The following is a 12,859-nucleotide window of genomic DNA, read 5'->3' on the forward strand; positions in this document are numbered from 1 at the left end:
CTAATGGCTGCCGGTTTTTCATTCATTATGAGGTCATTCTCACTTGATCCGTCTGCACGTCATCACTTATACGGACGAATTGTCCTTCGTTATAAGGATAACCTGCTTTCGTAATCTTCACTTTCACCAAACGGCCGATCATGTCTTCTGTTCCTTCAAATACGACCTTCATGTAGTTATCAGTATATCCTACATACAGATTGTGCGTTCCGTCTTGTTCTTTGAAGGATTCTTCTGGAATAATCTCTAAGACATCGCCTTCATATGCCGATGCATATTCTTTCGCAAGCTGATCAGAAAGAGCAATGAGGCGGTGAACTCGTTCATTTTTCACATTCTCATCTACTTGATCTTCCATTCTTGCAGCAGGCGTACCTGTCCGTTTGCTGTAAGGGAACACATGGAGCTCAGAGAATTGATGGTCTTTGACAAAATTGTATGTTTCCATAAATTCTTCTTCTGTTTCTCCTGGGAATCCAACGATCACATCTGAAGTGACAGCAAGACCTGGCAATGCTTTTTTGAGCTTCGTTAAACGCTCTGCAAAGAATTCCATTGTGTATTTACGGCGCATTCTTTTCAGTACAGTATTAGAACCAGATTGAAGCGGAATGTGCAAGTGTCTCACAATTTTATCTGACTGATCGAGCACTTCAATCACTTCGTCTGTAATTTGACTTGCTTCAATGGATGAAATGCGGATTCGTTTTAATCCCGCCACACGTTCATCTAATTCTTTCAGAAGCTTAGCAAAGTTATAATCCTTTAAATCTTCACCGTATCCACCTGTATGAATACCTGTTAATACAATTTCTTTGTAGCCAGCATCGACAAGCTGCTGCGCTTGATTGATGACTTCTTCTGGATCGCGAGAACGCAGTAATCCGCGAGCCCAAGGGATAATGCAGAATGTACAGAAATTGTTACAGCCTTCTTGGATTTTTAATGAAGCACGTGTTCTGTCAGTAAACGCAGGAACATCTAGTTCTTCAAAGACCCGTGCTTTCATGATATTGCCAACTCCATTGATCGGCTGTCTTTCTCTTCTGTATTCTTCAATATAACCAAGCAGTTTATGTCTGTCTTGTGTGCCAACCACAATATCAACACCAGGAATCGCCATGATTTCTGCCGGAGACGTTTGTGCGTAACAGCCTGTTACACAAATGACACCATCCGGATTATGACGAATGGCTCTTCTAATGACTTGGCGGCTTTTTTTATCGCCTGTATTGGTGACGGTACATGTATTAATGACATATACGTCTGCTTTTGATTCATAATCTTTTCTTTCATAGCCAGCTTCTTTAAACAGTTGCCAGATGGCTTCTGTTTCGTAGTGATTGACCTTACAGCCAAGTGTATGGAACGCTACTGTTCCCATCATGATTCACCTCTTAATAACTCTGTTTGATAAGATATAGCAGAAAGCGCGTAAAGAGGAGCTGTTTCTGTTCTTAAAATGCGTGGTCCAAGCCCGCAAATGACTGCACCATGCGCTTCAAGTTCTTCAATCTCCTTTTCTGCTAAACCGCCTTCTGGACCAAAAACCACTAATAAGGTTTGTCCGCCCTTCATCTGTTGGAGCACCGTTTGAAACCGGCTTTGCTCGCCTTCTTTCGATGATTCTTCGTATGCAACGACACATTTATCGAATTCACCGGCCAGTTGAATCAGCTCTTTAAATGTTGATACTGGATGAACGCGCGGAATGATATTCCGGTAAGACTGCTCGGCAGCTTCTTTCGCAATTTTTTCCCAGCGATCTCGTTTTTTTAATGACTTTTTTTGGTCAAGTTTTGTAATCGAACGAGTCGCTTGAAACGGAATAAAAGCACTTGCGCCAAGCTCGGTGCCTTTTTGGATAATCCATTCAAGCTTATCCCCTTTTGGCAGACCGCTTGCAATCGTCACCTTGATCGGAAGCTCTCGATTCTGATTCGTCCAGCCTTCCAAGTGACAAATCACTTCTTCCTTTGTTATTGTATCAATTTTACTGAGCGCTTCAAAGCCGTCTGTCGTTAAGCAAAGGATGTCTTCTCCTGCTTTCATCCGCATGACGTTTGCAAGGTGATGAACATCTTCACCCTTTATGACGATGTTTCCCTTTTCCGTCACTTCTTCTTTTGTGAGGTCGATAAAATATCGTTGCATACGTGTCCTGACACCTACTCGCTTTATTTTTTCGCTATAATGCTGACCCAATCTTCCATTGACAGCACTTCAACAATCTCAAAACCGGCTTCTTCTAAAGCCGTTTTGACTTGTAATTTCTTTTGTCCGATAATGCCTGATGTAATAAAGTAACCGTCTTTCTTCAATAGATCATACGCTTGATCTGTAAAGCGCAAGATGACCTCTGCAAGGATGTTGGCCACAATCACATCGCGTTCACCTGAAATCCCATCAAGTAAATTGTTTTGTTTTACCGTTACTTGCTCGCTCACACCATTTAATTCGATGTTCTGCTTTGCACTTTCCACTGCAACGGTGTCGAGATCAAATGCATGAATGTCTTTTGCACCGAGCATTGCAGCGGCAACACTTAAAATGCCAGATCCTGTTCCAACGTCAATCACCGTGTCGTTTTCCTTCACATAGCGCTCAAGCGCCTGAATGCAAAGAACCGTTGTTGGATGTGTACCGGTTCCAAATGCCATTCCAGGGTCCATTTCGATGATCAATTCATCAGAATGAACGGGTGTGTACTCTTCCCATGTTGGGACGATGGTAAATTTCTCAGAGATTTTCACAGGATGATAGTATTTCTTCCATGCAGTCGCCCATTCTTCTTCGTTTACTTCACAAATTGACAGTGTATTTCGTCCAAGGTCAATATCATATAGAAGAAGATTGTTGATGGCTTCTTTGATCTCATCTACCGTTTCCATCAAAAAACTATTCATCGGAAGGTAGGCTTTGACGATAACCCCTTCCTCAGGATAATCATTCGGATCGAGCTGGTAGATCTCACCGTATACATTTTCACGTTCCTTGACTAAATCAAGCGGGTCCTCAATCACGACACCACTTGCACCTGCTTCATGCAAAATATTGGTGATCGGTTCCACCGCTTCATTTGTTGTATGGACGCTTATTTCTGACCACTTCAATACTACCAACTCCTTATCCGTCTTACTCGCCTTTAAATGCGCGTTTCACCTTATCGAAAAAGCTCATTTCTTGTTCGTCCGGTTTATTTCCGCTCACTTCAGCAAATTTTCTAATGATATCTTTTTGATTTTCAGTTAAATTCGTCGGTGTTACGACGCGTACAACGATATGCTGATCGCCTTGACCATAACCGCGTACATTTTTTACACCTTTTCCTTTGAGTCTAAACTTCGTGCCCGTTTGTGTGCCCGCAGGAACTTTTAATTTGACTTTCCCATGTAATGTCGGCACTTCAATTTCATCACCTAGTGCAGCCTGCGCAAAGGTAAGCGGCATTTCGCAGTAGATGTCATCTCCATCTCGTTCGAAGAATTCATGCGCCCTCACATGGAAAACAACAAATAGATCGCCTGGAGGTCCTCCATTTACACCTGGTTCACCTTGACCAGATACTCTAAGCTGCTGACCATCGTCCACACCTGCTGGGATCGTCACATTGATTTTCTTAAGCTTACGCACTTTACCAGATCCACCACATGTTGAACACTTATGTTCAATTTGTTTACCAGTTCCGCTACAGTAGTTACATACTCTGCGGTTGACTACTTTACCAAATGGCGTGGATTGCTCGACATTTAGTTGACCTGATCCGCCGCAATGTGAGCATGTCTTCGCCTGTGTTCCAGGTTTTGCACCTGATCCATGACACGTTTCACATGATTCCTCGCGGGGAATCTCGATCGTTGCTTCTTTCCCAAATGCCGCTTCTTCAAATGAAAGGGTCATTGTATATTGAAGGTCCGCTCCTTGACGCGGTGCATTTGGATCTCTTCTTCTGGCTCCGCCGCCAAAAATACTAGAGAAGATGTCATCAAATCCGCCGAAGCCGCCAAAGTCTCCTCCACCGCCAAATCCGCCGCCACCAAATCCTTGGTTTGGATCGGTGTGACCGAACTGGTCATAATGTGAACGTTTTTGATCGTCAGAAAGGGTTTCATAGGCTTCTTTTACTTCTTTGAATTTCTCATCTGAGCCAGCTTCTTTATTAATATCAGGGTGATACTTTTTTGAAAGCTTGCGGTATGCCTTTTTGATTTCGTCCTTTGAGGCGCTCTTACTCACGCCAAGCACTTCATAGTAATCACGCTTACTCATCTCTTCACACTCCCGATTTTCTCACATAAATACGATTGTATCATTTTAAATTGATCTTTTTCAATTCCTTTTCATCGTTGAAAAGAAAAAAGTCAAAGCCAAGAGATCCTGACTTTGACTTTCTGACGAGTACGTTTCAGCAGTCTTTTTCAAAAGTAAAGGTGATTATTTTTTCTCTTGATCGTCGTTTACTTCTTCGTATTCTGCATCCACTACATTGTCATCTGCTTTTTGAGCACCTTCAGCGCCTTCTTGCTGAGCTTGTGCTTGTTTTGCAGCTTCTTCATAGAGCTTTGTCGTTAATTCTTGAACGATTGTTTGTAGCTCATCTTTTTTCGCTTTGATGTCTTCAAGCTCGCCTTTTTCGATCGCAGCTTTTAGCGCATCTTTTGCATCATTCGCTTTTTTCACTTGCTCTTCATCGATTTTGCCTTCAAGATCTTTTAATGTTTTTTCTGTCGTAAACACTAATTGATCTGCTTCATTGCGCACTTCGATTTCTTCTTTTTTCTTCGCATCTGCTTCAGCATTTTCTTCTGCTTCTTTGACCATTTTTTCGATCTCATCATCAGAAAGACCTGAAGAAGATTTGATTGTGATGTTTTGTTCTTTTCCAGTACCCATATCTTTCGCACGTACGTTGACAATACCGTTTTTATCGATATCAAAAGATACTTCGATTTGTGGTACGCCGCGTGGTGCTGGCGGGATATCAGTCAATTGGAAACGACCTAATGTTTTGTTGTCTGCTGCCATTGGACGCTCACCTTGTAAGACGTGAATGTCTACAGCAGTTTGGTTGTCAGCAGCCGTTGAGAATACTTGAGATTTGCTTGTTGGAATCGTTGTATTACGTTCAATCAGCTTTGTGAATACGCCGCCCATTGTTTCAATTCCTAAAGAAAGTGGTGTGACGTCAAGAAGAACAACGTCTTTGACATCTCCTGTGATAACTCCACCTTGAATTGCCGCACCAAGTGCAACCACTTCATCAGGGTTTACGCCTTTATGAGGCTCTTTACCTGTTTCTTTTTTGATTGCTTCTTGTACTGCAGGAATACGAGTTGATCCACCAACAAGGATGACTTTATCAATCTCGCTAGCAGATAGACCAGCATCTTTCAGTGATTGACGTACAGGTGTCATTGTACGCTCTACAAGGTCTGCAGAAAGCTCTTCGAATTTAGCACGCGTTAGCGTTAATTCTAGGTGAAGAGGACCTGCATCTCCAGCTGTGATAAATGGCAGTGAGATTTGTGTAGAAGATACACCAGAAAGATCTTTTTTCGCTTTTTCAGCAGCATCTTTTAAGCGCTGAAGCGCCATTTTATCTTTAGAAAGATCAATGCCGTTTTCTTTTTTGAACTCAGCCACTAGATGATCGATGATGACTTGGTCAAAATCGTCTCCACCTAGACGGTTGTCCCCAGCAGTTGAACGTACTTCAAAGACGCCATCTCCAAGCTCAAGGACCGATACGTCAAATGTACCGCCACCAAGGTCATATACAAGGATCGTTTGATCTTCATCTGTTTTATCTAAACCATAAGCAAGTGCAGCTGCTGTTGGTTCGTTGATGATACGTTCTACTTCAAGACCAGCAATTTTACCAGCATCTTTTGTTGCTTGTCGCTCTGCGTCGTTGAAGTAAGCAGGAACTGTAATAACCGCTTTTGTTACTTCTTCGCCAAGATAAGCTTCAGCGTAAGATTTAAGGTGTTGAAGGATGATTGCAGAGATTTCCTGCGGCGTGTAGTTCTTGCCTTCAACTTCTACTTTATAATCTGTACCCATATGTCTTTTAACAGACATGATGGTGTTCGGGTTTGTAATTGATTGACGTTTCGCTACTTCACCTACTTGGCGCTCTCCATTTTTAAAAGCGACAACAGATGGTGTTGTACGTGCTCCTTCAGCGTTTGCAATAACTTTTGGCTCGCCGCCTTCGAGTACTGCAACGCATGAGTTTGTTGTTCCTAAGTCAATACCAATGATTTTACTCATATTCGATGACCTCCCATTATGTAGTTATTGATTTACTTTTACCATTGATGGACGAATAACTCGGTCTTTGAGTTTATAGCCCTTTTGCAATTCTTCTACAACGATGTTTGAATCGTAGTTTTCATCTTCAACTTGCATGACGGCTTGATGAAGGTTTGGATCGAACTCTTTGCCGACAGCTTCAATTGGTTCAACGCCTTCATTTTTCAACGCTTCTACCAGCTGGCGGTAAACCATTTGCATACCTTCTAACAAACTTTTCGTCTGCTCATTGTCTGGATCGATTCCAAGCGCTCTTTCAAAGTTGTCGAGAGCTGGGAGAAGGTCGCTGACAACATGTTGAGAACGATATTTTTGCACGGTCTCCACTTCAGTTCGAGCACGGCGTTTATAGTTTTCAAAATCTGCTTGAACACGCAGAATTTTGTTTTCTTTTTCATCTAGAAGCTGCTGCAATTCATCAATCTTCTCTTGGAAGGCAGACTGTTCATCGTGCTTTACTTCCTCAGTTTCTGCTTGAACTGCTTCTTCTTGTGCTTCAACCTCTGCTGCTTGCTCAGGTGTCTGTTTTTCTTCTGACATTGTGTTCACCTCCCTCAAAAGATTCAATTATACGAAGGGGCTGTGCCCCCACCTTTTATCACCCTACTCATCATACAAATTGGAAAGTGCGTTTGACAAGTCTTTTGATACATGATGCAAAAGACTAACGACTCGCCCGTAATCCATACGGGTTGGGCCAATGACAGCGATGGAGCCGAGTGATTTTTGATCAATCGCATAAGTTGCTGTGATTAAACTGCAGTTCTCCATTGCTTCCAAATTGTTTTCTGAACCGATTTTAATGGTGATTCCTTGCTGATTTGGATGAAACAGCTGCATGACATCGTTCTTTTGTTCAATCAGCATCATGAGTGAACGAATGCGGTCAATGTCATGAAACTCTGGCTGGTTCAACATATTAATCTTCCCGCCAAAGAAAAGTTTTGATTCATTTTGTGTTGAAGTGAATGTGTTACCAAGTGCATCTAAAATATGATCATAGTCTTTTAAATGCGTGCGAAGGAGCATCACTACTTCTTTATACATCCTGTCCTTCAGCTGATCCATCGGGACTCCGGCTAAGCGGCTGTTTAAAATATTCATTAGCTTCTCAATATCGGAGACATCAAGATGCTCAGAGAAGGTAATGGTTTTGTTTTCAACATGCCCGCTGTCTGTAATCATAATCGCTACTGCTTTATTAGGCTGGACAGGGACAAGCTGAATTTGCTTCAATCGATTTTCACTTAGCTTTGGACCAAGGACAATCGATGTGTAGTTTGTGAGATCTGATAAAATTTCCGCCGATTTTTGAACTGTTTTTTCCAGCTCAAAAATTTTCTCCTGAAATACTGACTGGATGAGCACAAGCTCTTTAGATGACAGTTTTCGCGGAGAGAGCAAATGATCTACATAATAACGATATCCTTTTTCGGAAGGAATTCTTCCTGATGAAGAATGGGTCTTTTCAATAAAACCGAGTTCCTCCAAATCAGCCATTTCGTTTCTAATCGTCGCAGAGCTGAATGTAATGTCTTCTTTTTTGGAAAGAGTCCTTGATCCAACTGGCTGCGCCGAACGAATAAAGTCATTAATAATGACTTGTAGAATCAAAAGCTGACGATTTGTTAACATCATCATCACCCCTGTTAGCACTCTCTTTCAACGAGTGCTAATTGTATAAACAAAATTACCAAACTCAAATTAAAATGTCAATTATAACTCACCGAGAAACGCTTGAAATACTTCATTCCCTAACAATTTTCCTTTTCTTGTTAAACGAATGCCAATCTCATCCTGTTCAATGAGACCTTTTTCTGCTAATTCTTCAAGAATGGCGGGAAAGAGTGCTTCTGGTGATGCTCCAAATTTCGCTTGAAAGTGAGCACTTTTCACGCCTTCAATTTTCCGCAAACCTAAGAACATTTCTTCTTCGATCTGTTCTGCTTTTGTCACCTGATGCGTTTCCTTATATGGAAACCCTGTTTGTTCAATGAGCTCTAAGTAATGCTTCACTGGTCCAGCGTTCACATTACGGACGCCATCTACATACCCGTGCGCTCCTGCGCCAAAACCAAAGTAATCTTCGTTGCTCCAATAGGTGAGGTTATGCTGGCTTTCAAAACCTGGTTTGGCGTAATTGCTAATCTCATATTGTTTGAGTCCGTGCCGCTCCATTTCATCCATGACGAGCTCATACATTTCAGCCTCACGTTCTTGCGGTGGTAAATGCAGTTTCCCTTTTTGCATCAAATTGTAAAAGACCGTCTTTGGCTCGACAATCAGTGAATAAACCGAATAATGTTCTGCACCTAATGAAAAAGCGGTCTCTAGTGAATGCATGACATGATGCTTCTCTTGGTGAGGCAAACCAAACATCAGATCAAGACTAATGTTGTCAAACCCAACTGCTCTTGCTCGCTCGAAAGACGTGAGAACATCTTTCTTTTGATGAACCCGTCCGATTTTTTTGAGCAGGTCATCTTCAAATGTTTGAACACCAAAGCTCAGCCGATTAACGCCTGCTGATTTTAAGACATTCAATTTCTCAAGCGATAGTTCGTCTGGGTTTGCTTCTACTGCAAACTCGATTAAGTTTTTGGTTGGTTTTAATACGCGGTGAATGCTGTCCATAAGCTGATCTAATTGGCTGGTTGTCAGTGATGTCGGGGTTCCCCCGCCAATAAAGATCGTCTTTAGTTCTTGCTCCCCTTTTTGATCGATCGTGTGCTGCATTTCTTTTTCAAGAGCGGCTAAGTATTCATCGACCGGCTGGGTTTTAATGAAAAATTTATTAAAATCACAATAGTGACAAATGTGCTCACAAAATGGAATGTGAATGTATGCTGCTTTCATTTGTTGACACCTTCTTTACAGGTAAAGAGCCGCAGTTTATCGCTGCGGCCTCTTCGTTTGTTTTCGACTATAAACGTCAAGGCGAGCATTGTAAAGCAGGTTGCCTTGAGGATGTTATTTTTTCGGTGTGCTGTCGTCCATTTTCAGCACGGCCATAAATGCTTCTTGTGGGACTTCTACAGAACCCACTTGCTTCATGCGCTTTTTCCCTTCTTTTTGCTTCTCAAGAAGCTTTCTTTTCCGGGAAATATCTCCACCATAACACTTCGCTAGTACGTTCTTGCGCATTGCTTTAATGGTAGACCGAGCAACAATCTTTTGACCGATCGCTGCCTGAACTGGTACTTCAAAGTGCTGGCGCGGAATTAGTTCTTTCAGCTTTTCTACAATGATCTTTCCGCGTTCATATGCATAATCGCGGTGAACAATAAAGGAAAGCGCATCGATTTTTTCGCCATTAAGCATGATATCCATTTTCACTAGAGTGGATGGGCGATAGCCGATCAGCTCGTAATCAAAGGATGCATACCCTTTTGTATTGGACTTTAATTGATCAAAGAATTCGTATACGATCTCTGCCAGAGGAATTTCGTACACAATACTTACGCGGTTTGCATCAAGATATTGCATATCAATGAAATTGCCGCGCTTTCCTTGGCAAAGCTCCATCACAGAACCAACATAATCATTTGGCACCATCATTGTTGCCTTCACGTATGGCTCTTCAATTCGCTCAATCTTTTGCGGATCAGGCAAATTGGATGGGTTATCTACGACGATTTTTTCTCCGTCTGTCATATACACATCGTAAATAACACTTGGCGCTGTCGTAATAAGGTCGATTTTAAATTCACGTTCAATCCGTTCTTGGATGATTTCCATATGAAGCATGCCAAGGAAGCCGCAGCGGAAGCCGAAGCCAAGTGCTTGGGATGTCTCTGCCTCATATTGAAGTGAAGAATCATTTAATTCAAGCTTTTCTAACGCTTCACGCAAGTCGTTATATTTCGCTGTGTCAATTGGATAAAGGCCGCAGTACACCATTGGGTTCAGCTTTCTATATCCAGGCAGAGCTTCTTTCGCAGGGTTTACCGCACTTGTGATCGTATCCCCTACTCGTGTATCACCAACGTTTTTAATGGCAGCTGTTAAATAGCCAACATCTCCAACAGTGAGTTCGTCTGTTGGCATTGCTTTCGGTGTAAATACGCCGACTTCAAGCACTTCAAATTCTTTGCCTGTCGCCATCATCTTGATTTTTTGACCCGGTTTGACGGTTCCTTCGACAATTCGTATGTAAGCAATGACGCCACGATACGCATCGTAGAGAGAATCAAAAATGAGGGCTTGAAGTGGTGCTTCCGGATCTCCAGCTGGTGCCGGCACCTTTTCGACGATTTGTTCTAAAATATCCTCGATCCCGATGCCCGCCTTAGCAGAGGTAAGAACAGCTTCAGATGCATCCAACCCGATGACATCTTCAATTTCTTGTCTTACACGTTCAGGTTCTGCACTCGGCAGATCAATTTTGTTAATGATCGGCAGGATTTCTAAGTTGTTATCAAGAGCTAAATAAACGTTCGCTAGTGTCTGTGCTTCAATGCCTTGTGCTGCATCCACCACAAGAATTGCACCTTCACAGGCAGCTAGGCTTCGAGATACCTCATAGGTGAAGTCGACATGCCCTGGTGTATCAATCAGGTGCATAATATATTCTTCTCCATCCTTTGCCTGATATTTCAGCTGGACAGAGTTTAATTTGATCGTAATGCCGCGTTCACGCTCTAAGTCCATGGAATCAAGTAATTGTTCTTTCATTTCTCGTTGCGTAATCGCCGCTGTTTTTTCCAAAATACGGTCAGCCAATGTGGATTTCCCATGGTCAATATGGGCGATAATGGAGAAATTTCGAATTCTTGATTGCCGTTCTAATCGTTTTTCTTTATCTGTCACAATCTATCACTCCTACTATAAAACGCGGGTTGCGCTAGGTTAGATTATATCAATAGGGCTGTAAAGATTCAATCGAAATCAAGAAAAGCCGCTCATCGGTTAGCGGCTTTTGCGAAAAGGTGTGATATCTTATGAAATAACATCCAACATGATGCTTACAACAGTTTATTTACCATTCACCCAATCATAAAGTGTACGGGCTGCATGCGTCATACCATCTGATAATGCTTTTCCGGCCTTAGAGAAGGCATTAAAGCTCTCCATTTCTTCTAGCTGCTTTTGTTTTTCTGCTAAGTCCTTTTGTGTGACAGCTGTTCCGAGGATAGAAGCTTCTTTTTCTTGATCATCATTCGTTTGCACAGTGAAGGCCCCTTTTAATTGTGGATCATGATACCCTTTCATTTGCAGCATGCCATTATTGGCTTGCTGCATTCCTAAAAAGACACCGAATAGCAATACGAGCGATAAAATAATGGTTTTTCCGATAAATGAGCCCATGTCCTCCACCACCTTAAGACCGTTTTTTCTCATCCTTTGCTTTGCCGTCTACCTTTTCTGCGTCCCAGAAAATTTCACTGAACACATCAGCTGCTGCATTGGATGCGTTTTTCAGTTCTTCCATATTATTATCCACACCGCCAAATTCTAATAGGAGGGCTTTGTCAGATAAATCTTGATTATAGATTCCATTATCACCAATTTCTCCTTTGGCAAACACACCGACACTAAGTCCTTTATATTTTTTCTCCATCAAATGGTGGAACTCTGTCGCCAGCTTTAAGTTTTTCTCATAGCTTTGATTTTTCTTCCCTACAACAAAAGCGATTCTCGCATATTTCTTGCCTTTGATTTCTACTGTCGTATCTTTCTTTCTTCTTGAATCCCGGTGAATATCGATTAAGTAATCTAGGTCATCATTTTTAGCGAGAGCTTCTTTTACAACCAATCTGGATTCATTATATGATTGAGGATACTTCAACCCTTTTTTCAGCAGTCTTTTTTCAATTTCTGTTTTATCCACTGTATTGCCGATTCCTTGCTGATCGAGCGCTTTACCAAACATCTCCCCGACAAGGGTGACGTTCACTTTTGAGTGGCGCGCATTGTTTGGGTTTGTTTCTCCTTTTAAAAATGGTAAATATGATTCCGTATTATGTGTGTGATAAATGTACACAGCTTTTCGTTTTCCTGTCGACTGGTCCGGCTCTTTTGCAGGCGTTTTCGGTTCATCTTCATCAAGCTTGTCCAGCTCAGCTAGATTTGCTTCTTTTTCATCTTTGATGACTTCACTTGGAGGCGGCGATTCCATTGGCATATTCGTATAGTCTGTACCTTCACCTGCTAGGATGATTTTTGTATCAAAGTGTTCAAAGCCTGGCAGCTCTCTTCCTAGAAAACTGCGGGGGTCTTCTAAATTGATACTTGTGGCAAGTTTGAGTGACAGCCCGGAGAAATGAAATCCTTTTTGATCTTCAGGGACTGCTGAGGCAAAATATTGATTTTCCATCCCCATTAGAGTTGCAAAGAATGCCCCTGACAGCTCATCTGCCACACCATATAATGACGCTTGAGGCCTAAGCTCAGGTTTTAAAGACGTCAAAGCCCCTGACATGACAAACACAACCACCAGAGAGACAATAAACAAAAAAATACTCTTCACTACTTTTGTTCCATTAATCGCAACGACCAACTGTCGAGGACGGCGAGGTCTTTTTTTCATGATTTACTCCCTCCA

General features: G+C 42.1%; 11 protein-coding genes. All 11 read right to left on the bottom strand.

What is annotated here, in order from left to right; genetic code table 11:
• Positions 1-25: 25 nt before the first annotated feature.
• Entirely contained in the window at positions 26-1,384 is a 1,359-nt protein-coding gene (mtaB, locus tag N521_RS08360) for a tRNA (N(6)-L-threonylcarbamoyladenosine(37)-C(2))-methylthiotransferase MtaB (protein ID WP_017367626.1), read from the bottom strand.
• Positions 1,384-2,154, bottom strand: coding sequence for a 16S rRNA (uracil(1498)-N(3))-methyltransferase (locus N521_RS08365; protein ID WP_035390848.1), 771 nt, complete (start codon positions 2,152-2,154; stop codon positions 1,384-1,386). The genes mtaB and N521_RS08365 overlap by 1 nt, the downstream gene beginning before the upstream one ends.
• A 23-nt stretch (positions 2,155-2,177) precedes the next feature.
• A complete protein-coding gene (gene prmA, locus N521_RS08370; RefSeq protein WP_035390850.1) occupies positions 2,178-3,113 on the bottom strand; it encodes a 50S ribosomal protein L11 methyltransferase in 936 nt (311 codons plus the stop codon).
• Between the two features lie 22 nt (positions 3,114-3,135).
• Positions 3,136-4,269 (bottom strand): molecular chaperone DnaJ, encoded by a 1,134-nt coding sequence (gene dnaJ / locus N521_RS08375; protein ID WP_035390852.1) that lies wholly within the window; start codon positions 4,267-4,269, stop codon positions 3,136-3,138.
• Between the two features lie 165 nt (positions 4,270-4,434).
• The gene (gene dnaK / locus N521_RS08380; RefSeq protein WP_008342469.1) at positions 4,435-6,273 is read right to left on the bottom strand and encodes a molecular chaperone DnaK; all 1,839 of its coding nucleotides are present in this window, start codon (positions 6,271-6,273) and stop codon (positions 4,435-4,437) included.
• 24 nt (positions 6,274-6,297) lie between these two features.
• Positions 6,298-6,855, bottom strand: coding sequence for a nucleotide exchange factor GrpE (grpE, locus tag N521_RS08385; protein ID WP_008342471.1), 558 nt, complete (start codon positions 6,853-6,855; stop codon positions 6,298-6,300).
• A 63-nt stretch (positions 6,856-6,918) separates the two neighbouring features.
• Positions 6,919-7,950, bottom strand: a complete 1,032-nt coding sequence (gene hrcA, locus N521_RS08390) for a heat-inducible transcriptional repressor HrcA (RefSeq protein WP_008342473.1) — start codon at positions 7,948-7,950, stop codon at positions 6,919-6,921.
• Positions 7,951-8,031: 81 nt separating this feature from the next.
• Complete coding sequence (hemW, locus tag N521_RS08395) at positions 8,032-9,171, bottom strand: radical SAM family heme chaperone HemW (RefSeq protein ID WP_035390855.1); 1,140 nt, start codon at positions 9,169-9,171, stop codon at positions 8,032-8,034.
• A 114-nt stretch (positions 9,172-9,285) separates the two neighbouring features.
• Complete coding sequence (gene lepA / locus N521_RS08400; protein WP_008342476.1) at positions 9,286-11,124, bottom strand: translation elongation factor 4; 1,839 nt, start codon at positions 11,122-11,124, stop codon at positions 9,286-9,288.
• Between the two features lie 165 nt (positions 11,125-11,289).
• Positions 11,290-11,622, bottom strand: coding sequence for a YqxA family protein (locus N521_RS08405; protein ID WP_017358024.1), 333 nt, complete (start codon positions 11,620-11,622; stop codon positions 11,290-11,292).
• A 13-nt stretch (positions 11,623-11,635) separates the two neighbouring features.
• Complete coding sequence (locus tag N521_RS08410; RefSeq protein ID WP_007501337.1) at positions 11,636-12,844, bottom strand: stage II sporulation protein P; 1,209 nt, start codon at positions 12,842-12,844, stop codon at positions 11,636-11,638.
• Positions 12,845-12,859: the final 15 nt, after the last annotated feature.

It is taken from the genome of Bacillus sp. UNC125MFCrub1.1 (assembly GCF_000701305.1).
Classification (GTDB): Bacteria; Bacillota; Bacilli; order Bacillales; family Bacillaceae; genus Bacillus; species Bacillus altitudinis.

Coding starts and splice junctions, on each gene's coding strand:
- mtaB (WP_017367626.1), bottom strand. CDS start 1,384: ATGGGAACAGTAGCGTTCCATACACTTGGCTGTAAGGTCAATCACTAC.
- N521_RS08365 (WP_035390848.1), bottom strand. CDS start 2,154: ATGCAACGATATTTTATCGACCTCACAAAAGAAGAAGTGACGGAAAAG.
- dnaJ (WP_035390852.1), bottom strand. CDS start 4,269: ATGAGTAAGCGTGATTACTATGAAGTGCTTGGCGTGAGTAAGAGCGCC.
- dnaK (WP_008342469.1), bottom strand. CDS start 6,273: ATGAGTAAAATCATTGGTATTGACTTAGGAACAACAAACTCATGCGTT.
- grpE (WP_008342471.1), bottom strand. CDS start 6,855: ATGTCAGAAGAAAAACAGACACCTGAGCAAGCAGCAGAGGTTGAAGCA.
- hrcA (WP_008342473.1), bottom strand. CDS start 7,950: ATGTTAACAAATCGTCAGCTTTTGATTCTACAAGTCATTATTAATGAC.
- hemW (WP_035390855.1), bottom strand. CDS start 9,171: ATGAAAGCAGCATACATTCACATTCCATTTTGTGAGCACATTTGTCAC.
- N521_RS08405 (WP_017358024.1), bottom strand. CDS start 11,622: ATGGGCTCATTTATCGGAAAAACCATTATTTTATCGCTCGTATTGCTA.
- N521_RS08410 (WP_007501337.1), bottom strand. CDS start 12,844: ATGAAAAAAAGACCTCGCCGTCCTCGACAGTTGGTCGTTGCGATTAAT.